Origin of the sequence: Campylobacter gracilis (genome assembly GCF_001190745.1) — a bacterium.
GTDB classification, from domain to species: domain Bacteria; phylum Campylobacterota; class Campylobacteria; order Campylobacterales; family Campylobacteraceae; genus Campylobacter_B; species Campylobacter_B gracilis.
The window spans coordinates 1695486-1717739 of record NZ_CP012196.1; the positions used below are offsets into that span (position 1 = coordinate 1695486).

At 48.3% G+C, this 22254-nt stretch carries 17 protein-coding genes and 1 pseudogene; 12 read left to right on the forward strand and 6 right to left on the reverse strand.

The window, feature by feature from the left end; translation table 11 throughout:
* Positions 1-642 precede the first annotated feature (642 nt).
* From petA to CGRAC_RS08515, 12 genes and pseudogenes are all read left to right on the forward strand, one after another.
* Positions 643-1149: a ubiquinol-cytochrome c reductase iron-sulfur subunit gene (petA, locus tag CGRAC_RS08460; RefSeq protein WP_005869338.1), complete on the forward strand. Its 507-nt coding sequence runs from the start codon at positions 643-645 to the stop codon at positions 1147-1149.
* A gap of 9 nt (positions 1150-1158) precedes the next feature.
* A complete protein-coding gene (locus CGRAC_RS08465; RefSeq protein WP_005869337.1) occupies positions 1159-2418 on the forward strand; it encodes a cytochrome b in 1260 nt (419 codons plus the stop codon).
* 2 nt (positions 2419-2420) lie between these two features.
* Positions 2421-3524 carry a c-type cytochrome gene (locus tag CGRAC_RS08470; RefSeq protein ID WP_005869336.1) on the forward strand — a complete coding sequence of 368 codons (1104 nt, stop codon included), beginning with the start codon at positions 2421-2423 and terminating at the stop codon, positions 3522-3524.
* Positions 3525-3743: 219 nt separating this feature from the next.
* Positions 3744-5675, forward strand: coding sequence for an FTR1 family iron permease (locus CGRAC_RS08475; RefSeq protein WP_005869333.1), 1932 nt, complete (start codon positions 3744-3746; stop codon positions 5673-5675).
* 14 nt (positions 5676-5689) lie between these two features.
* On the forward strand, positions 5690-6211 hold the full coding sequence (locus CGRAC_RS08480) for an iron transporter (RefSeq protein WP_005869331.1): 522 nt from the start codon (positions 5690-5692) through the stop codon (positions 6209-6211).
* A 426-nt stretch (positions 6212-6637) separates the two neighbouring features.
* Entirely contained in the window at positions 6638-8056 is a 1419-nt protein-coding gene (locus CGRAC_RS08485) for a Fe-S-containing protein (RefSeq protein WP_005869327.1), read from the forward strand.
* Positions 8056-9300: an ABC transporter permease gene (locus CGRAC_RS08490; protein WP_005869325.1), complete on the forward strand. Its 1245-nt coding sequence runs from the start codon at positions 8056-8058 to the stop codon at positions 9298-9300. The genes CGRAC_RS08485 and CGRAC_RS08490 overlap by 1 nt, the downstream gene beginning before the upstream one ends.
* Positions 9287-10420 (forward strand): ABC transporter permease, encoded by a 1134-nt coding sequence (locus CGRAC_RS08495; protein WP_005869323.1) that lies wholly within the window; start codon positions 9287-9289, stop codon positions 10418-10420. Before CGRAC_RS08490 ends, CGRAC_RS08495 begins: the two co-directional genes overlap by 14 nt.
* A 1-nt stretch (position 10421) precedes the next feature.
* A pseudogene (locus CGRAC_RS08500) lies at positions 10422-11060 on the forward strand (ABC transporter ATP-binding protein); the annotation flags it as partial.
* 279 nt (positions 11061-11339) lie between these two features.
* The gene (locus CGRAC_RS08505; RefSeq protein WP_040303261.1) at positions 11340-11789 is read left to right on the forward strand and encodes a hypothetical protein; all 450 of its coding nucleotides are present in this window, start codon (positions 11340-11342) and stop codon (positions 11787-11789) included.
* On the forward strand, positions 11786-12280 hold the full coding sequence (locus CGRAC_RS08510; RefSeq protein ID WP_005869317.1) for a TlpA family protein disulfide reductase: 495 nt from the start codon (positions 11786-11788) through the stop codon (positions 12278-12280). The genes CGRAC_RS08505 and CGRAC_RS08510 overlap by 4 nt, the downstream gene beginning before the upstream one ends.
* Before the next feature lie 232 nt (positions 12281-12512).
* Positions 12513-14087, forward strand: a complete 1575-nt coding sequence (locus CGRAC_RS08515) for a subtype B tannase (RefSeq protein WP_005869315.1) — start codon at positions 12513-12515, stop codon at positions 14085-14087.
* Positions 14088-14403: 316 nt separating this feature from the next.
* Here the strand turns inward: CGRAC_RS08515 and CGRAC_RS08520 are convergent, their stop codons facing one another.
* From CGRAC_RS08520 to gyrA, 6 genes are all read right to left on the reverse strand, one after another.
* Positions 14404-14640, reverse strand: coding sequence for a hypothetical protein (locus CGRAC_RS08520; RefSeq protein WP_040303259.1), 237 nt, complete (start codon positions 14638-14640; stop codon positions 14404-14406).
* Between the two features lie 329 nt (positions 14641-14969).
* Positions 14970-15866 carry a radical SAM protein gene (locus CGRAC_RS08525; RefSeq protein ID WP_050346336.1) on the reverse strand — a complete coding sequence of 299 codons (897 nt, stop codon included), beginning with the start codon at positions 15864-15866 and terminating at the stop codon, positions 14970-14972.
* A 757-nt stretch (positions 15867-16623) separates the two neighbouring features.
* Positions 16624-17670 (reverse strand): uroporphyrinogen decarboxylase, encoded by a 1047-nt coding sequence (hemE, locus tag CGRAC_RS08535; RefSeq protein ID WP_005873076.1) that lies wholly within the window; start codon positions 17668-17670, stop codon positions 16624-16626.
* A gap of 2 nt (positions 17671-17672) precedes the next feature.
* Positions 17673-18164 carry a YqhA family protein gene (locus CGRAC_RS08540; protein WP_005873077.1) on the reverse strand — a complete coding sequence of 164 codons (492 nt, stop codon included), beginning with the start codon at positions 18162-18164 and terminating at the stop codon, positions 17673-17675.
* A gap of 304 nt (positions 18165-18468) precedes the next feature.
* Positions 18469-19500 carry an aspartate-semialdehyde dehydrogenase gene (locus CGRAC_RS08545; RefSeq protein WP_005873079.1) on the reverse strand — a complete coding sequence of 344 codons (1032 nt, stop codon included), beginning with the start codon at positions 19498-19500 and terminating at the stop codon, positions 18469-18471.
* Positions 19493-22237 (reverse strand): DNA gyrase subunit A, encoded by a 2745-nt coding sequence (gyrA, locus tag CGRAC_RS08550; RefSeq protein WP_005873080.1) that lies wholly within the window; start codon positions 22235-22237, stop codon positions 19493-19495. Before gyrA ends, CGRAC_RS08545 begins: the two co-directional genes overlap by 8 nt.
* Positions 22238-22254: the final 17 nt, after the last annotated feature.

Genomic DNA, 22254 nt, shown 5'->3' on the forward strand with positions numbered 1-22254 from the left:
TATCTTTAAATTTCAGCTAGACTTTAAAATCCCGCAGAATTTTATAGAATTTTACGGTTCGCGATTGCGCTAAATTTTAAAATTTTGCATCGCGACAGGGCTTTGATGCTTGAAATTTTAAGGCGTCGTAAAATTTTAATGATTTAGAATTTGCGTCGCTATGGGGTTTTAATGTTTTAAATTTTACTTCTAGTGGAATTTTTTCATGCGACGGAAGCGCGACGTAATTTAGAATTTTAAAATTTCAGCTAGCGCGCTAGTGTAAAATCCGCCCCGCCGCTGCCATAACCAAGCAGTGAAATTTTAAAATTTGATTTTATAAATTCTATGCTCTTCTTTAAATTTAAAATCTCGCGCTTTATAAAATTTTATTATGATGTCGAAATTTTAAAATTTCGCACGCCATTGTCGCAGCAACTTTTGCGCGATAAAATTTTAAATTCCGCGCCATGATGAAACATGACAGAATTTGAAAATTTATAAAATTTTAAGCCACGAAAACGCCTCGCTAGGCATTAAAATTATCTTAAAATATAATTTAGCTTGCAAGGTTAAGCTAAATTTCTGCTTATAATCATATTGATTTAATCTTTATTTGGCTAAAATTGACGCTTATCAATTTCTTAATTTGAAAGGATAAAGATGTCTGATCTAAAACAGGATAGACGAGGCTTTATCGGGCTTACTTTCGGCGCAGTTGCCGCTGTGGGTGGCGTTTTCGCACTCGTGGGGATGAAGAAATCGTGGGATCCGTTACCTAGCGTGCGCGCTGCCGGCGTCACTACGGTAGATCTAAGTCCGATCAAAGAGGGCGAGCTGTATCAAACACAGTGGCGCAAAAAGCCGATTTTCGTGCTTAAAAAGACTGCCGATATGCCTAAAAACGATGCCCGCGACGTCGTCGTGGGAGATGCTAGATATACGCTTTGCATCGGGCTTTGTACGCATTTGGGCTGTATTCCCAGCTACAAGCCATCGACGCAACAATTCATTTGTGCATGTCACGGCGGGATTTTCGATGCAAGCGGGCTTAACGTATTCGGTCCGCCGCCGCGTCCTATGGATATACCGCCCTTTAAAATCGACGGAACGAAACTCGTTTTAGGCGAAGAGGGCCCAGAATACCAAGCCCTAAAGCAGAAAGCATAGGAGGCACAGATGGCACATATAAGAAAAGCTACGGGAGTTTGGGATTGGTTCGACCAAAGGCTTGCCGTAACGAAATTTTTCAAGGTGATGGTAAGCGAGTATTGGATTCCTAAAAATATCAGCTTCCTTTGGGCGATGGGCGTTATTTTGATGACGCTATTTATAGTTTTATTCGTAAGCGGACTAATGCTCGTGATGTATTACAAACCGGATGTAAATCTCGCATTTGATAGCGTAAATTTCACGATTATGAAGGAGGTCGAATACGGCTGGCTATGGCGACATATCCACGCAGTATCGGCATCGGTCGTATTTTTGATCCTATACATTCATACTTTAGTAGCTATATATTACCGCTCGTATAAGCAAGGGCGAGAGATGATTTGGGTAAGCGGGATGCTGCTTTTCATCATCTTTTCGGCGGAGGCTTTTAGCGGCTATATGCTTCCGTGGGGGCAGATGAGCTACTGGGCGGCTATGGTTATTACTAATCTTTTTGGAGGAATTCCAGTAGTTGGCGATGCAATAGTCGAATGGATTCGCGGCGATTACGCTGTTAGTGATCCGACGCTGACGCGATTTTTTATGCTTCACGTCTGTTTGCTGCCTCTTGTAGTGGTTGCGGTGCTGGCGGTGCATTTTTATTCGCTTAGATTTCCGCATGTAAATAACCTAGATGGCGAGGAGATTGACTTTGAGCTCGAGGGTGAGAAGTATCTGCAGGGCAAAACTAGCGAAAGCAAGGTAATTCCGTTTTGGCCGGGCTTTTTGGCGAAGGATTTTTTCTACGTCAGTATCTTTATGATATTTTTCTTTTATCTAGTGGGCTTTCATTTCGATTTTGCGATGGATCCGATAAATTTCGAGCCGGCAAACAGCCTCAAAACCCCGACGCATATCTATCCGGAGTGGTACTTCCTTTGGGAGTATGAAATTTTGCGCGGATTTTACTTCGACGTAGGGCCGCTTAAGGCTGCCGACATCGGGCTTATCGCCTTTGCCTTCGCCGGGATTTCGCTATTTTTTATCCCACTATTTGATCGCAGCAGCGTAGTAGCGCCTGCGTACAAAAACAAAGCGTTTTTCATTTGGTTTTGGGTTTTGGTAATCGACATGATCCTGCTTAGCCTTTTCGGCAAGCTCCCTGCAGACGGCGCGGAGCTTGGTATCGAAAATAAATACTGGGGCTTTGCCTTATCGATCATTTATATCGGATTGCTCGTCGTAGTGCTTCCGCTAATTACAATTGCAGAAAGAAAGAGGGTCTAGCCATGAAAGAGATAAGAACCCTAATCTTAGTGCTTTTTTGTGTGGGAATTTTATACTGGTTTATCGAGCCTTATGCTCATACTAAGCTTAGTCCGCACACTGATCCGGTAAATTACGACTTTGCAGCAGGCGATACGGCTTTAGCTGCGCATAACGTAGCCGCAGCAGAAAGCGCTTTGGCCGCAGCTGAAAAAGGCGGAGATGAGACGATGATAAAAAATTCTAAAAAAGCCCTTGTCGGCGCGAAAGAGCAACAAGACAAAACGGTGCTTTTTTGGGACGAGATAAATAAAATCGATCTTAGTAAAGGCGATGCCGTACGAGGCGCCGAGACCTTTACAAATGCAGGCTGCACCGCATGTCATGGAGTAAAAAGTGCAAATATCCCCGCTCCTATGGACGCGGCAAGCGCTAGTGCCGCATACGGCGTCAATCCTCCGGATCTTAGCAGCGCAGGCTATCTATACACCGATCAATTCTTAGCTGCACTCATCAAAGATCCGATCATGGCTCTTAAGCTAGATCAGAAATTTGGCGACGAAAAGCCTTTTCCGATGCCTGGATTTTTCGGTGCGGGCGGTGATCTAAATCAAGAGATCGCCGATATCGTAGCCTATCTAAAATCGCTCGCTCCTAGCGAGGATAAACTAATCGCCTCTGAGGTTGCTGCTAGTGGCATCAAACAAGGCACTGAACTAAATGAAGCGCAGAAAAAATTCCTTTTAAGCAAGGCGGTTTTTGAGGATGCTTGTCTAAGATGTCACGATGTCAAATATGATAAGCTCTTTGCATCCAGCGACAAGGCTAGCTTGGCTGCGTATATGGGCTCGACGCCTCCTGATCTTTCGATGATGATCCGTTCTAAGGGCGCCAACTATCTGCACGAGTTTATCAATGATACGCAAAAGAAGCTTCCAGGCACTTCGATGCCGCGCGTAGGCTTGAACGAAAACGCTGAAGCCAAGGTCGTGGAGTATCTAGCTGACGTAGGCGATAGCAAAAAAGCCGAGCGTGAAGCTACAACCATAAATATTATGATTTATTTCTTGATCCTTTCTGTTTTTGCAGGTCTTTGGAAAAGCAAAATTTGGTCGAAACTTCATTAAAATTTTAGCAGTCGGATTAAAATCCGACTGCCGTTTAAAATTCCGTCATATCCTAAATTCTATTAAATTCCATCTATCAAAAAGCTCTTGCAATTGAGAATTTAGCCGCTTTCGTGCTTTATGATAACCGCTTTTTTTATTACTTTTTAAGATTTTTCTACATATAATTGCCGCTCGATTTTGAAATTTAATGTATGAATTCAACTCAAGAAGGTTCAGATGAAATTTTTTAAATTTGCGGTTTTAGCTCTAGTTTTTCCGCTTGCTATGCTTTTTGCGGATACGGATTATCGCGCCGAAGCAGCGACGATAAAAGAGAAATTTGCTCAAGCGATCAAGCTTTATGTTGATGGTAACAATTCTGAAGCTAGAAAAATAACCCAAGAGGCGTATTTTGGGCATTTTGAAAATCTAGAAGCTGGCATCCGCATAAATTTGGGACAGAAAAAATCCTACGATATGGAGAAGCAATTCGGCGATATCCGTAAAGCGATCAAGGCGGAAAAGCCGCTAAATGAGATCCAAGCGATGATCGATAATCTAAATCGTGAGATTGATGAGGTTCTGCCTGCGATCGAATCTGGTCATCGTCTCGTAGCCGAGTATCAAGACGGAGGCGACGGCAGCACTTCTGCGCCAGCCTCAGGCGGGAATTCTGCAGCATCCAGTACAACTTCGCCTTGGATGAGCGTCTATACGGAATTTAAAACTGAGCTGGATAACGCTAAAGCTGCGTTTGATAAAAAAGACACTGCTGCACTAAAAGCTGCGCTAAATCGCGCGAAATTCGATATCTACCGCAACGAACGCCTAGAAGAGGCGGTACGAAAATATGTCTCGTCTCAGACCGATCAATCAATCCAGCAGATCATCGGAAATCTATTGCGCGAGGATTCAGATACGGACAAATCAAAATTTGACGAAGCGATAAACGCCCTAGATAATCTAGCATTAAAAGCCGTAAATGATTTACCGCAAGAAAGCTACTCCATAGCGCCGCAGACTGCGTTAGCACAAAGCGATACTAGTGAGGATGAGGGCAAGGATTTTACGCCGATTGTGCAAAATATCAAAGACAAAATGGCTAAGGTTTTGCAGCTTTACGAGAGCGGCAAGGTTGATGATGCGATCGACGAGAGCGGCAATATCTACTTCGACGAATACGAAGAGAGCGGTATGGAAAATATCGTCGGTGCTAAAAATACTCAGCTCAAGCTAGATACCGAAGCAAGCTTTAATAAAATTTCGGCTCTTATGCGCGCGGGCGCTTCCAAAGAGCAGATCGTAGCGGCGCAAAATATTTTATTTGATCAGCTCACCCAAAGCCTAGAGCTAACGAAGAAATCAAGCAATTGGGATCTATTCTTATACGCGTTTATCATTATCTTGCGTGAAGGATTTGAAGCGCTCATCATCGTAGCCGCAGTCATCGCTCTACTTATAAAATCCGGCAACTCAAAGCACCTAAATATCGTTTACAGCGCTCTTGGCGTCGCGGTTGTGCTAAGTATCGCTACAGCTTACGGGCTAAATTATATCTTTGGTAGCGAAAATGCAGGACAAACGCGCGAAGTGATGGAGGGCGCGGTGATGTTAATCGCCGTAGTTCTGCTATTTTACGTGGGCTTTTGGCTTCTTTCAAATGCAAGCTCCAAAAAGTGGAGCGCCTATATCCAAGGTCAAATTTCAAACAGCCTAAGCTCAGGCGATAGCAAGATGCTTTGGTGGACGGTATTTTTAGCGGTTTATCGCGAGGGCGCAGAGACGGTGCTATTTTATCTGGCACTACTTTTCGATGCTAAAAGTCCGGCAGCTACTAGCATGGTAGCAGCAGGCTTTGTAGCTGGTCTAGCGGCTCTTATTATAGTTTATATCGTCATCAAAAAATTCTCGCTTAAAATCGCTATCAAGCCATTTTTCATCGCTACATCAGTCATCATATTTTATATGTCCGTCGTATTCGTGGGCAAGGGCGTGATGGAGCTAGTCGAGGGCAAGGTATTCGTGCCTACCGTAATAGACGGGCTTCCAACGATTACGTGGATCGGATTTTATCCTTACGTCCAGAGCCTCGTGCCGCAGGCGGTGATGATCGTGCTTTTGATCGTAGGAATTTTAATCTTAAAAAATAAGCAAAAAAACAAATCTTAATAAGGAGAGAAAAGATGAAAAAGATTTTTTCAGGTATGTTGGCGCTAAGCCTAGCCTCTGTTATAGCAATGGCGGGAGAGCATCCGATCGGCGAGCCGATTGAGCAAAATGGAATGGAGATCGCTGCTGTGTATCTTCAGCCTATCGATATGGAGCCTAAAGGCATTGATCTAGCTCCTAGCAAGGCGGACATCCACCTTGAGGCGGATATCCACGCTATCAAAGGCAACGCAAACGGATTTGGCGAGGGCGAGTGGATCCCTTACCTAAAGATCGCTTACGTGCTTAAAAACCTAGACACAGGTAAGATTCAAAAGGGAAATTTCATGCCGATGGTAGCTAGCGACGGCCCTCACTACGGCGCCAATATCAAGATGGTAAACGGCGTAGGCAACTACGAGTTAACCTACAACATCGAAAATCCAAGCGCCAACGGATTCGGCCGCCACGCGGACAAAGCGACCGGCGTAGGCAAATGGTGGGAGCCGTTCTCGGTTAAATACACCTTCCAATACACAGGCGCTCCTAAAGAGTAATCATAGCTGGCTCCGCCGAGTCCGTTTTCGGCGGAGCTCTAGCGGTATTGGGTTTAGCCGCACGCTTTAAATTTAAGGCGGTTAAATTTAGCCCATTTAAAATTTAATCGCTACGCCGCAGCCAAAGCGCATCGTTTTTGCTTTAATGCGTTTAAGCTTACGAATGTTTTAAGCACAAAGTGGCAAAATTTTAAAATTTCAAGAGGCTTGGAATTTTAAAATTTTAAATTTAGCTCGCCGCAAGGGTGAGACAAAACCAAAGCAAGAGCGAGGCGAAATTTTTCTTTGCGGGCGGCTCTTATTGCTGCGAACTTTTTGCAAGCGGATTTGAAATTTTAAAATTTACAAAACGGCGTAGGTTTTAAAATTTTAAAATTTAAGCAATTATAGGCGATTTACGCGCATTAGGCTCAATGAGGATTTTTGATGACGATATTTTTTTATCACGTTAGCTTGGCTCTATTTCCGCTCGCGTTTTTAAGCGCGTATCTGGGCGGCAGGCGCTTTATCAGCGTATCATTTTTGCCCGCGCTTTTGGGGGCTACGTTCGGGGTGCTGTGCTTTAGCGCGTTTGCGCGCTCGGCAAGCACCGATACGGGCAAGATTATATTTGACGCGCTCGCGCTTTTAGCGATGCTCGCGCTACTGCTTGCATTTAAGCTTAAGCGTTTTTATCTCACCGCCGCAGTTATTTTTGCTCTTGGTTGCGCGTATGGATTTGAATACCGCTTCATAGGGATGAATTTTAAAATTTTCTCCGGCGAGCTGCTGGACAGCTTCAGCCTAACCAACCTCTTCATGGCGGTTTTAGGTGCGCTGGCGCTAATTTTATTCTATTTTATTTATCGCTCAGCTCTAGCGCGCGCGAGCAGAGGCGCAAGGCTGGCGTCATTCGTCATCGTGTGGGCGTTTGCCTTTATCGCTAAAATCGGCTTTTTAGGCCTTGATCTGCGCCAGGCGGATGCACCGAAAGCGCTAGCTGCGAAGGGTTTTGAAGGGCTTTCAAACGCGATCGGCTCGTCCGAATTTCTAAGCGTCATCGCTAAAATCATCCACTACAATAACTCCTATCTGACGCTAGCTCTTTGCCTTATAGCCGCGTTAATTGCGCTGCTTACGGCATTTCGTGCGCCAAGCCGAGTACCTCGCGAAGCGGGCATTATAAAATTTAGAGAGGTTAAGGCGGGCAGATTCGCTATTTTTAGAGATTTTAGCCTGATCTTATCGCTTGGGATTTTAATCAGCTTTTTGGGGCTTTATTATATCTTGGTTGCTTCAAAACCGCCTACGATCGATGAGCCTAAGATTATCGAGCCGCAAGGCGCGGAATTCGTAATCGATGCAAACATCGTAAAGGACGGCAAGCTGCACCGCTTTGCCTACGTTACCGACGACGGGCATAAGGTCAGGTTTTTTATATTAAACCGCTTCACGGACAAATTTGCCCCGGTCGCGGTTTTTGACGCGTGCTCGATCTGCGGCGATATGGGCTACATTAAAAAAGGCGACGAGCTCATCTGCATCGCTTGCAACGTGCGGATATTTTTGCCGAGCGTCGGCAAGCTGGGCGGCTGCAACCCGATCCCGCTGGATTATAAGCTAGAGGGGCAAAATATCGTTATCGCGCTTAAGACGATTGAGGATGGCGCGTCCTATTTCTCGGAGATCGTGGATAAAAAGGTGATCGATCCGGTCAGTAGAAAAGAAATTTTAAACACCTCTAAATTTAGCTATCTTTACTACGGACGCACATACTTTTTCGAAAGTGAAGCGAATGCAAACGCCTTCACCGCGCACCCCGAGCGTTATGTAGATGAAAACGGCACGCTAAAGGAGCTTAAATAATGTTTTTACGCATCATCAAATCCTCCATTTTAAACTCCAGGGATAGCAAAATTTTAGCGTTTTTGACCATATTTTTATCGGTCTCGCTAATCGCTTGCATGCTAAATATCACGCTAAAAATCGGCGATCAGGTCGCTAAGGAGCTACGCAGCTACGGCTCGAATATCGTCGTGCTGCCGCGCTCGCAAAGCCTAAGTATCGAGATCGGCGGGCGCGAATACTCTCCGCTTAAAAACGACGATTTCTTAAAAGAGAGCGATCTGCATAAGATCAAAGAAATTTTTTGGCGCAACAATATCACCGCCTTTGCGCCCTTTTTGACTACCCGCACGGGAGATTACGACGTCGTGGGAACCTACTTCGAAAAGGACGTAGGCGTTAGCGATGAGCCTGATTTCAGATCGGGCGTGCGCTCGCTCTATCCGTTTTGGAGCGTAGAGGGGCAGTGGGTAAAAGACGGCGCCGAGAATGAGGTGCTTGCAGGCGACGGGCTTGGGCTAAAGATCGGCGATACGGTTAAGCTTGGAGATTATGAGGTTAAAGTCGTTGGGATTTTGCACGGCGCGGAGGATGAAGCTAAAAAGCTAATCGCAAATTTATCGCTAGTGCAAAAGCTAACGCACAAAGAGGGTCTCATCGCCAAGGCAGAAGTTAGCGCCATGACGATCCCCGAAGACGATCTGTCCGTAAAGGCAAGAAGGAGCCTCGATAATCTAGACGCCACAGAATACGACACCTGGTATTGCTCGGCATACGTAAGCTCCATCGCATATCAGATCACCGAGGAGTATCCAAACGCAAGCGCCAAGGCGGTGCTTAGCGTCAGCGAAGCTCAAAGCGGCATCACGAAGAAGATTCAAAATTTAATGGGCGTCGTAAGCATTCTGTCGCTGCTAATCTCAAGCATCTGCATCACGAGCCTGCTAAGCAGCGAAATTTACAAGCGTAAAAAGGAGATCGGCTTGCTTAAGGCGCTGGGAGCGAGCAATTTTATGATCTATATCCAGTTCGCCGCTGAAATTTTCGTCATCTGTATAGCAAGCTCACTCGTGGGTGCAGTCGTGGGCTACGCGCTTAGCTGGGCGATCGCGTATCAAATTTTTGGCTCATTCATCGGCGTGTCGCTGATGGTCTTTCCGCTTAGCATCGTCTTTGGACTTCTTATTTGCATTATCGGCTCGATCTTACCGCTACGCGGAGTGATCAAGCTACTGCCTGCGGAGGTGCTTTATGGTAGGAAATAACGGAGCGTTTTTCAGAGGCGCGATCTTTAAAAGTATCATCAACAGCGGTATCCGCAGCTTCGTGATTTTCGTCGCGATAATGCTAGGCAGCGCAGTTTGCGCGGCGTTCGTAAATATCTACGCCGACATCGATAAAAAGGTCGCCAGCGAGTTAAACAGCTATGGCGCAAATTTAATCGTAAGCCCTGCGAATTTAGAAAATTCCCATATGGACGAAGCGGCACTCGATGCAAAATTTGCCAAAATTCCAGCTCTAAAAAGCGCGAATAAATACCTTTTCGGCAGCGCAAATTTAGGCGTAAACTCAGGCATCATCATGGGGGTAAATTTCTCCTCTCTGCGTGATACGATGCCGTTTTTGGATCTCAAAGAGGGCTCGTTTATAGGCGTGGATTTCGACGATAAAAACGCGCTCATCGGGCAGGATCTCGCCAAACTTTTGGGCGCGAAGCTCGGCGATAGTATCGAGATCACGCCGATCGGCTCAAACGAAACGAGCAAGGTAAAGATAAAAGGCATCGTCTATGACGGGCAGAAAGAGGACGGCATGCTGCTAATCTCGCTGCCGCTGGCGCAAAAAATTTTAAATCAGCCTGCGCAGGTAAATTACGCCGAAGCGATCGTAAGCGGCGATTTTAAGCAGCTTAGCGAAATTTCAAAAAGCCTGAGCGATGCGCAGATGAGCTTTGCGCCGATCGGCAAGGTATCCAAGACCCAAGGCATCATCTTAAATAAAATCAAGCTTTTGATGCTTCTTATCGGCATTACGATCCTTCTGATCACTTCGGTCTGCATCAACACGAGCCTTAGCTCGATCTTGCTTTCGCGGATCAAAGAGTTCGCGCTCATCCGCGCAATCGGCGCGAGCAAGCAAAATTTGCTTCACCTGATCCTGAGTGAAATTTTAACCGTCTGCGTTGCAGGCTCGCTAGCTGGAGTATTCGTGGGATACCTGCTCGCGATCTTGCTCGGGCATCTGATATTTTCAAGCAGCGTGGATTTTAGGCTAATCAGCCTCTTTGCGGCGGTCGCGCTGAGCCTGATTTTTGCGCTCGCGGCAAGCTATTATCCGATCAAAAAGGCGCTGAATCCAAATTTAGCGAATCTATTAAGGGAATGACATGGAAATTTTAAAATTTGAAGGTATCTGCAAATACTTCGGCGAGGTCAAGGCTCTCGATAATATCAGCTTCGACGTTTTAAGCGGCGAGTGGGTCAGCATAATGGGCCCAAGCGGCAGCGGCAAAAGCACGCTCGTAAATATCCTAAGCCTGATGGACACCCCCACTGCGGGCAGATATATCCTAGGCGGAGCCGACGCGAGCGCGCTAAACGACGAGCAAATTTTAGAATTTCGCCGCAAAAAGATCGGCCTCGTGTTTCAGCAGTTTCACCTAATCCCTTACCTAACGGCCGTTGAAAACGTCATGTTAAATCAATACTACCACAGCTGCGTGGACGAGGGCAGTGCCAAGGCAGCACTTGAGAAAGTAGGGCTCGGACACCGCATCACGCACCGCCCTAGCGAGCTTAGTGGCGGCGAGCAGCAGCGTGTCTGCATCGCGCGCGCACTCATCAATGATCCCGACATCATCATCGCGGATGAACCTACGGGCAACCTCGACGAGGCCAACGAGCGCGTGGTTTTGCAGCTCTTTCAGACGCTTCGTAGCGAGGGCAAGACGCTGCTTTTGGTCACGCACAACGAAGAGCTCGGCAAATTTGCCGACAAAGTGGTGCGCCTAAGACACGGCAAGCTCGATCGAATAGAACTTTTGGATCAAAGCACGATGAAGCACAATCTCGGCTCGCAGGATAAAATTTCAGATCGCAATCCAAACGAAAGCGCTTCGCAAAGCTCTAGCGCCGAAAATTTAAAAGCGAAGAACGGCGATAAAAATTCGAGCACGAATGAGAAAAATTCCGCTTCGCAAAATTTAGGTGGCGAAGATCAGAGTGCCGAAAATTCTAACGGCGAAAATCAAGGTGCTAAAAATTCAGACGCGCAGAATTCCGGTGCGTAAAATTTAACTCGCATGATGAAAAATAAAGCTACGTTAAAATTTAAAAATTTCACCGCCCGCTCGCGCTTTTTTTGGGTTCGCACAAAGCTCGCGCGAGCAGGTGAGATTCTTTGCTGCGCATGTCCCGCCGAAGCTGTTTGTCTCGAAAGATCAAACGCCGTCGCAAAACCGAGCGGAGTGGGTAAAAATTTAAAAAGTCAAAATTTTAAAAACCGAAACGCTGCGAGTACGAATTGCGAGGCAGGTCGCTACATAGATTTTAGCGCGGATTGCTACACGGATCGAGACATAAATTTCAACGCATACCGCGATATAAATTCTAGCGCAGATCGCGGCATGTGTCACGGCATAAATTCTAATACGGATCGCGATATAAATTCCGGCAGAGATCGCGCCGTAAATTTTAAAATTTCAAACGCAAATTTAAAGGCCGATTTAGCGCGCCCGAAGGCGAGTTTTAGATGATAAAATTTTTAAATCTAAAAGTTACTGCCGCTGTGCTCGCGCTGCTACTCGCAGGCTGCGACGGATGGAAGCACCATCTAAGCAGCGACGGTACCTCGCTCGCCTCCAAGTTCGACCCCTCCGAGCGCACACTAAAGATCGAGGGCAACGACAAGCCGTTTGTGCTGTTTTTCTATACTAGCGGCTGCGGCGCGTGCAAAGCCCAAGTGCCCGCGCTAAACGAGCTGCAAGCTAACGGCGACGCGCTGATTATCGGCATTCTAGGCGATGGTAAAGGCTTAGAAGCCGACGCCGCGATCGCTCGTGAAAAGGGGATAAAATTCCCAAGCGTCAGCGGCGCAAACTCCGTAAAATACTTTGAAACCATCGTAGGCGGCATTTTCGGCACCCCCACGTCGGTGATCTACGATAAGAACGGCAAAGCGGTCAAAAAACTCATCGGCCTCTACCCCAAATCCGCCTTCGAAACGCAGCTCAAGCTTATGAATTAACGAGCAGAATTTGATGCAGCCAGCTTTTGCGGCGGCGGATTGCAAATACCCACTAAAATTAACACTTCGAGTTTAAAATTTCTTTCAACTTGCAGATGCCTTTGCATTTAAATTTCAAAATTTAGGCGCGTAGAGGTTTTAAGTATTCGCCGAGTTTTGCTAAAATTAGCTTTGTCATTAAGCTGCTTAAAGGACTAAAAAGCGGCAATATTAAAACAGAAAGGATACTTCAGTGAGTAAAAAATCCCTTGCTTTAGGCGCTGCCGCGATACTTTGCGGCGCGCTAAGCCTAAACGCCGAGGTTGCGGCGACGCAGGACGCACAAGCGAGTTTGAAATTTAACGCCGCAAATTTTACGCAAGAAAGCGTGATCGTAGGCGGCAAAAAGATAAAATTTCGCGCCTATAAAAACATAATCTACGTCGCAAAACCCGTAAGCGCGCACTATCAGAGCATGAATATCTTCATCCCGCAGCAGTATTTTGATGGTGGCAAGAGCGGCAAATTTGACGCCGCGAGCGCTCCGATATTTTTGCCAAACGGCGTGGGCGGCTACATGCCCGGCGAAGCGGGCGAGGTCAAAATAGACGAAAGCGGCAAACCAAACGCGATCGCTACGGCGCTTTCGCGCGGTTACGTCGTAGCCGCTCCCGCAGCGCGCGGACGCACGCTAAAGGGCGCAAACGGCGATTATATCGGTAAGGCGCCCGCAGCGATCGTCGATCTAAAGGCAGCCGTGCGGTATCTAAAATTTAACGACGCGGCGATGCCCGGGGACGCGAACAAGATCGTCTCAAACGGCACGAGCGCGGGCGGAGCGCTCTCGGCACTTTTGGGCACGAGCGGAGACGAGGCCGCGTACGAGCCGTATCTGCAAGAGCTGGGCGCTGCGAAGGCTAGCGATAAAATTTACGCGGCGTCCGCATACTGCCCGATCGCAAATCTGAAGCACGCGGACGCGGCGTATGAGTGGATGTTCGGCGCGCAGAGCGAATATGAAAAGATGGATTTTAGCGGCCTTGATGCGGCGGGATTTAACGAGCGTGACGAAAATTCTAGCGGCGCTGAAAAAAATTCCAAAAAAGGCGCGGATCAAAGCGCCGCAAAGCCCGCGCGCAAGATGCTAAGCGGCAAACTAAGCGCAGCGCAGATTAAAATTTCAGACGAGCTAAAGGCGCAATTCCCTGCCTATCTGAACTCGCTAAGCTTAAAGGATGGGGGCGGCCGCGCGCTAAGCCTGGATAAAAACGGCGACGGCAGCTTCAAAGATTACATAAACGGGCTCATATCGGCCTCGTTTGCTAATTTTACGGCGAAAAATCCGCGCGCGAAGGCGCCCCTATACCTAGCCGCCAAGATCAAGGACGACGCATCGCAATCGCATATGCTTTTTTGGGGCTACGCGACTGCCAAGCCGCGCGCCAAGACTCCGCCCGCATTCGACGGCTTTGCGCTTGAAAATCCCGAAAACGAGCTGTTCGGCGGCGCCAAATTTAACGCGGCGCATTTTACGGATTTTGGCGCGATGAATGACCCCGCCAAAGGGGTGCTGATCGCAGATGCGCGGATCGTAGAGATGATGGATGCGATGAGCTTCGTGCATAGCGGAAACGGCGCGAAATTTTACCGTATCCGACACGGCGCGAGCGATCGCGATACTGCGCTTGCGATCCCCGCTATTTTGGCGCTTAGCTTGCAAAATGCGGGCAAAAACGTCGATTTCGCGGTGCCTTGGGGGCAAGGACACGGCGGCGATTACGATCTGGATGAGCTTTTTAACTGGATCGACGAAATAGTCGCGCGCTAGACTTAACGGGCAAAATTTCATCTTAGAATTTAAAATTTTGCCCGCAGCTCTGCCCTAAAATTTTATCGCCTAAAGCTCGCTCTAGCGGATACGCCGAGCGGCGTAAAATTCCGCCGCGAAATTCTATCGCGGCAGAATTTTAGCATCGCCGCAAGGCGCACAACGGCTTGAAATTTTGCAGCCACTATTCAAAAAATTCCATAGAATTTTCTCGCGGCAAAACGACGCGAATTAAATTTTATCGGCCGCGACGATTTGTGGCGCGGGCTTTTAGCGCGATCCGCGCCAAAATTTCAGCGCAATCAAATTCTGCGAGCTAAATTTTAAATTTAAAAACCGAAGTATGCGATAAAATTTCACGGCGTTTATGCGCTAGCCGATCGCAGGTATTGAAGCACGCAGGTATCGTGCATGAGCGCGCATTCGACACGCGGACGATTAAAATCCGCCAAAATGAATGCAAAAAAACCCAAGCAAGCACGGTAAGCAGACTAAATTTAAAGGCGCACATTTCACGATTTCCAGCAAGTCCAAACCCGCTTTTGCTATCCATTAGGCCTACTTCAATAATCTATCGGTACCCAAAAGCGCCGTTTGGGGTCTGTATCTTTGCTCCGTGTGTATAAATTTCATAATTTAACGGCGCTTTTAAGCACCGCTTAGCCTATTAAAGACCAACGCACGCCGCGGCAGCATCGTTTCCTAAAACCGGGCGTGCTAGCATCTTTGCGGCAGCGGCGCAACTAGGCGCTAAATTTAACGCTAGCCTTCTTGCACCGCCTCCCTAGCTCGGCGCGCGGCGGGCACCGCCTGCAACGACGCCTTCATGCAAGCCGCTTTTTACCTCGCCGCGCCGTAAAAAAGCTTTTAAAATTTAATGCCTTAGCCTTTTGCAATCTCGTAAAAACCGTCTTTAAAAACAACCTTACCCGCACCCGCAAGACGCTTTAAAAGCTGTGCGCTCGCTTCGTCAAACATCGCCTCCACGTCGCTCGTGCGCTGAGGACGACGTGCCAAAGTATGCAATATCTCATCCTCGCTAAAACTCAGCCGCTCACTTGCATAATGTGGCGCGGCGATGATATTTACGTTTTGATTTTCGATGAAAGTGGCCAGATAGCGTAGCTGTGCCTCGCTCACCCCCTCTGCGCGGTATGCAGGCGGGCGATCGATAGTACCGAGATCGACGCGGTGCGGGTTGATGCGAGCTAAAGCCACATTCAGCGCTGCGAAATCCTCTTGCGTGTCGTTTAGCCCGCGCACGACTAGGATTTCGATATCAAGCTCGCCGCGAAACTCGCGCGCAAAATCCGCGATCGCGCTTACGATATCCTCGGCGCTAATGCCTGCATGCGGGCCGTCCACCTTGCGAAAGCTTTTCGCAAGCACGCTATCTAGCGAAAATTTGCAAATATCAATCTTCGCTAACGCCGCGCTGTTTTCGCGCACGAGCGAACCGTTTGACAAAACGAGCAGCTTCTGCGGCAGATTTAGCGCCTTTAGCGCGTCTACGAGTTCTGCAAAGCGCGGATGTAGCGTAGGTTCGCCGTTTGCCGTGATCGTGATGACGTCAATGCCCGCATGGCTTTGCAGCGCGGTTTTCAGCTCGGCGATGACTGGGCCGATCTCACAGGGCTCGCTCATCGCGCTTACCGGCTTGCCCGCGCCCAGCTCGCAATAGACGCAGTTGAAGTTGCACTGCTTGCGCTGCGGGCTCAGATCGATGCCGAGGCTGCGCCCGAACCTACGCGAGGCGACGGGTCCGAAAATATATCTCATTTTTGCTCCATGATTTGATTTATGTGCAGCGGCGTTTTTGGCGCGAGATTTCGCTTTGAAATTTACTTTGCGGAATTTAATTTGCAAAATTTTAATTTGAAATTCTGCATCGTGAAATTTTGCTGAAATTTGCTTTTAAAAATTTAGCTAGAAAATCCCGCTTTTAAATTTTACGTAGCAAGTTTATACCGATCTCAAGCCTCGCGCCAATAACGCTTTGCATCGAGCCTTGAAAACTCTACGTAGCAAATTTATACCTTGAAATTTAACTTCCGCGCGCCGAAATTCGGCGCCGCTTTTATGCGAAAATCCTCTTCCGCGCGCCGCCCCCGCTACGAACGGAATTTTAAGCTTAGAGTTTTGAATTTATCCTTAAATTTGGGGCGCGAGAGCTATAAATTTAAAGCGCGGGCTAAATTTAAAATCGCAAGCTCGCGGTATTTTTACGCCGCCGCATACATAGCGCGTAAAATTTTAAGCCTCGCTCGGCGTAAAAGCAGCATAAAATTTCAAATTTAGACTAAATTTTAAAATTTAGCGATACCGCCGCGCAAAACGGCGCAGAATTTTAAAATTTAAAGCTTTGCGTTCCGCAGCTGTTTTGGCAGCGTGAAAGCGGTGCAAAATTTAAAATTTATGGGTAGCAGAAAAGATCGCGCGGAAGCAAAGCAAGCGACACAAGCGAGCAAAATTTTAAACTACGCTCTATGAAATTTCACAGCGGTGCGCTGCAAGCGAGTTCTCGCAAAGTCCATTTTTAGCGCGCGCTTAGCTCGTGCACCAGATCCACCAGATATTTGGCGTTTTGCACGCTTACGTCGGGCAAAATTCCATGGCCTAGATTAAAGATATGCGCAGCACCCTTCATCGCTACTAAAATCTCGCGCACGCCCGATTCTATCGCGCCGCGGTCGTATAGCCGCATCGGTTCCAGGTTGCCCTGAAGCGCAAATTTGCCCCCGAGCTGCTCGCGCGCAAGCTCAATCGGAGTACTCCAATCCACGCCCCATACGTCAAAGCTCGCCTCGCCTCGCCGCGCCGCAATACTGCTCAGCCGCGACATCTGCGCGCCCGTACCCTTGGCAAAGACGATGAGCGGGATATGCGGGAATTTCGCCTTTAAAAATTCCGTGATTTCTAGGATGTATCGCCAGCCGAACTCCTCGTACGCGCTCGGCTCCAGCGCGCCCGCCCAGCTGTCGAAAATCTGCACCGCATCGACGCCCGAGCCGATCTGGTGCGCCAGATAAAGCTTCGTCGCCTCCGTAACGAGGCGCAAAATTTCATGCAGAAGCTGCGGATTTTCGTAGAGCATCCTTTTGCAAACGGCGTAATTTTTACTGCCGCCGCCCTCGATCATATAGGTAGCGATCGTCCACGGCGCGCCGCAAAAGCCGATGAGAGCTTTGTCCGCGGCAAGGCGAGAGCGAGTAAGCGAGATCGTATCATAAACGTATCCGAGCTCTGCCGCGGCCTTTTGCGGATCTAGGCGCGCCAGATCGCTCTGAGAGCGGATCGGATCACTAAAGCGCGGCCCCTCGCCCGCTTCGAAGCGCAGATCCATCCCCATCTGCATCGGCACGACCAAAATATCGCTAAATAAAATCGCCGCATCGACGCCTAAAATCTCCACGGGCTGGATCGTTACCTCGCTAGCAGCGCGATAGTCGCGGCACAGGCTCAAAAAATCGCCCGCCCTTTCGCGAACCACCATGTATTGCGGCAGGTAGCGCCCCGCCTGGCGCATCATCCAAATGGGCGTGTATGGGGTCTCTTTGCCGAAGCATGCGTCGATGAAAACCATTTTTATCCTTTAAATTTACTCAAAATATACAAAGCCAAACAAACCGCGAAGATAGCCCCTGCGAGCAAAAGCATATCCAAAGGGGTAGTAAAATCGGTGCGCAAAATTCGCTTGAAAAAATCCACTACAAGCACCATTATGATGACGCTACCGAGTTTGTGCTTCAGCTCCTCGAGAGAGGCGATCTTTAAAACTTGCAAATTTAGATCCACAAACTCGTCGATAAACAGCTCGTAAATTCCAAATACGAAGATTAGCAGCACTATAGCGACCAGATACAGATCGATCGCCGTTATTATCTCGCTTAAAATATCGACGTAAAGCGCTCCCTCGCTCTGCGGGGCTAGGAAAAATTCTACGATTTTATAGAGCGCCGAGCAGATTTCGTAGCTTGCCATCACAAATATCGCCGCGCCTGCCGCGATGCAAAAAAGCACGGGCAGGAGGGTTAAAAATTTGCTGCAAAGCAAAAATTTTTCAAATATAGCTTTCATTTTTTCCTTAAATTTTAATTCGAGTAGCGCGCTCCGCAAACGAACGTATAAATTTAAAAACCGCTCCATGCCGAAGTGTTCGTTTAAATTTACGCTCGTTTACAACCGCATAAATTTATCTCTTTTGATCGCGTCCATTTGAGTCTATTTAAATTTTGCGCCTTTAATCGGGCGCAAAATTTCAGCTCGCGGTCTTAAATTTTAACTAAGTTGATTTGCAAATTTTATTCGCCAGACCTCGGCGCCGAAATCACGCGCGCGACTGTATCTGCGTGCAAAAACTCGGCAGCCTTGCTAAATTATCCTACTTGTCTTGCTGCATATCGATCCAGCGAAGCGCGATGCGCACGGCGTTTGTAGCCGCTCCGACGCGGATCTGATCGGCGCTGCACCAAAGGTGCAAAATTTTATCGTCGAAATTGTCCCTGCGAAGCCTGCCGACGTAGGTTTCGTTCGTATCGCTAGAAAGCAACGGCATCGGGTACTCGTTTTTGCTCGGATCGTCTGCAAGCACGATGCTAGGCGCGTTTCTTAAAATTTCGCGCACGTGGCTAATCTCAAAATCTTTTTTAAATTTTATCGTGATCGCCTCGCTGTGGCTGCGAAGCACCGGCACGCGCACGCAGGTAGCCGAAACGGCGAAGTTTTTATGCAAAATTTTCTGCGTTTCGTTCACCATCTTCATCTCTTCTTTGGTGTAGTCGTTGTCCAAAAAGACGTCGATGTGCGGAATGACGTTAAATGCTAGCTGGTGCGCGAAAACTTTAGGTTTGCACTCATCAAGCTTAAATTCAAAAAATTTCTGCAGCTGAAACACGAGCTCTTCCATGCCCTCTTTGCCTGCGCCGCTGGCGGCTTGGTAGGTGCTTACGTCCACGCGCTCGATATCAAACGCATCATCAAGCGGCTTAAGAATTTGAACCATCTGGATAGTTGAGCAGTTCGGATTAGCGATGATACCTGTCTCTTCCCATAGCTTTATATCCTGCGGGTTGCACTCGGGCACTACGAGCGGGACGTTTTCTTGCATGCGAAAGTGGCTCGTGTTGTCGATCACCACCGCGCCGCTTGCCGCCGCAAATGGCACGTAATGCGCCGAAATGGAGCCGCCCGCGCTAAAAAACGCGATGTCGATCTCGTTTTCGTCGAAGGTGCTGTCGGTAAGCTCCCTCACGACGTATTCTTTGCCGCGGAATTCCACCTTCTCGCCCGCGCTCTTTGCGCTTGCAAGCGGCAGTATGTCCTTTACGGGGAAGTTCATCTCGTCTAAGACGCGCAAAATCTCCTCGCCTACGGCGCCGGTAGCGCCTACGATGGCGATATTATAACTACTCATCCTCTCCTCCTTTTAAAATTTCATCGCTAGGGCCGTCGCTCTGCGAATCTTTGCTATCCAAATTTGAATTTAATAAATTTTCATCCTGCGCAAGCTCGTCCGCTTCGCCCTCGTCGCCCTCCTCGGCCTTCGGGCAAGTCGCGATGCTCACGACGTCGTCGCCCTCGACATTTACGACGATGACGCCGCTGGTATTGCGGCCTGCTTTGCGGATGCTTTGCATATCGACGCGGATCATCTTGCCGCTGGTGGTTAGCGCCATGAGATCCATCTCCTCATCGACCATCACGACGCCGATGAGCTCGCCCGTGCGGTTGGTGAGCTTCATGCAGATGACGCCCTTGCCGCCGCGGTTTGTGAGGCGATACTCGCTCGCAGTGGTGCGCTTGCCGATACCCTTTTGGCTCACGCTTAAAATTTCTTGCATGTCGCTTAGAATAAACGCGGCACCGATGACTTCATCGCCTTTTTCTTTAAATTTAATCCCCTTTACGCCGCGAGCGATGCGCCCCATCTGGCGAATTTTATTTAGATTAAATTTAAGGCACATTCCCTTTTTCGTAGCGATGAATAGCATATTTTCGTTAGTGCTTTGCGGCTCGCCATCTTGAGCGCCCTCGTCTTGCGAAATTTCATCTGAAATTTCATCCTCGCTGCCCTCTAAAATATCCTGCTCGGTCTGCTCTAGAATTTCCTCAGCCTCGCCGCCGTCCAGATCGTCGCCGCTTAGGGCGCCTCCTTTGTAGTTTTGCATCTCCTCGGCGCTGTTTGGAGCGATGAGAGCGGTTACTAGCGTATCGTCCTCATCTAGGCTGATAGCGCGAATGCCGAGCGAACGGATATTTTTAAACTCGCTTAAATTCGTGCGTTTTACGATGCCGTTGCGAGTGAAAAATACGAGCGACTTACTCGGATCAAAATCGGTCGTAGGGATGATCGCCATGATCTTTTCGTCCGCGCCCAGCTGGATTAAATTTACTACCGCCTTGCCCTTTGCGGTGCGCGAGCCCTCCGGGATTTTATAGACCTTGAGCCAGTAAAGCTGCCCGCGGTCGGTAATAAACATAAGCGTATCGTGGGTGTTACTCGTAAAAAAGCTCTCGATGAAATCATCGTCATACGTCGTAACCGCCACGCGCCCTTTGCCACCGCGCTTTTGCTTCTCGTAAGTCTTGCTAGGCACGCGCTTGATGTAGCCGCGATGAGTGATCGTAACGACCATATTTTCATTCGCGATTAAATCTTCAATGTCGATATCCTCGTAGTCATCGACGATTTCGGTGATGCGCGGACATTTAAATTTATCCTTGATCTCCAAAAGCTCATCTTTGATGATACCTTCAATTAGCTCCTCGCTCTTTAGGATCGCGTCAAGCCGCTTTATCTCGGCTAAAATTTCTTTTAGCTCCTCCTCGATCTTTTCGCGCTCAAGTCCCGTTAGGCGGCTTAGCCTCATATCTAAAATCGCGCCCGATTGCGCCTCGCTAAGGTCGAATCTGCTCATTAAATTTTCACGCGCGACGTTGGTGTCGGCGGAATTTCTAATCACGTCAATCACTTCGTCAATATTATCTAACGCGATCTTTAAGCCCTCTAAGATATGCGCTCTAGCGCGCGCTTTTTGAAGCTCAAAAATTGTGCGGCGGATGATGACGGTTTTTCTGTGGTTCAAAAACAGCTTCAAAAGTTCTATCAGCGTGAAAATCTTCGGCTCCTTGCCGTCGATTGCGAGCATTATCACGCCGAAGGTCGCCTCCATCGTGGTTTGCTTAAATAGATTATTCAGCACGATCTCGCTCATCGCGTCGCGCTTAAGCTCGATTACTACGCGAATTCCGTCGCGATCGCTCTCGTCGCGCACCTCGGAGATTCCTTCGATCTGCTTTTCCTTTACGAGATCCGCGATCTGCTCAATGAGGCGCGCCTTATTGGTCTGATACGGCAGCTCATCGATTACGATGACGTCTTTACTAGCTTTTTTTTCGATATGGGTTTTAGCACGAATTTTAACGCGCCCTCTGCCCGTTTTATACGCCTCGATGATCCCTTTTTTGCCGTAAATTATGCCGCCGGTCGGAAAATCCGGACCCTTGATCTCGCCCATGATCTCCTCTAGGCTTGCGTTTTTATTCTCAAGCAGTATCAAAAGACCGCCCACAAGCTCATCTAAGCTATGCGGCGGGATATTCGTCGCCATTCCAACGGCGATTCCGCTCGAGCCGTTAAGCAGCAAATTCGGCACGCGCGCAGGCAATACGTCGGGCTCGTTTAGGCTCTCATCGTAGTTCGGCACGAAATCGACCGTCTCTTTATCCAGGTCTTTTAGCAGCTCCTCGGCTAGCGGCGTCATACGCGCTTCGGTGTACCTCATCGCCGCCGCTCCGTCGCCGTCGATCGATCCGAAGTTACCTTGACCGTCCACGGAAGGAATTCTCATCGAAAAGCTCTGCGCCATTCGCACGAGCGCATCGTAAACGGCGGTATCGCCGTGCGGATGGTATTTACCGATGACGTCGCCTACGATACGGGCGGATTTTTTGTATGGCTGGCGAGAACCCACGCCAAGATCGTTCATCGCATATAAAATTCGCCTATGCACGGGCTTTAGGCCGTCTCTGGCGTCGGGTAGCGCGCGACCGATGATAACGCTCATCGAGTAATCAAGATAACTCGTCTTGATCGATTCCTCGACGTCGATATCAATGATCTCCTGATTTTCAAACATATTTGATTGCATAAATATCCTTTTAAATT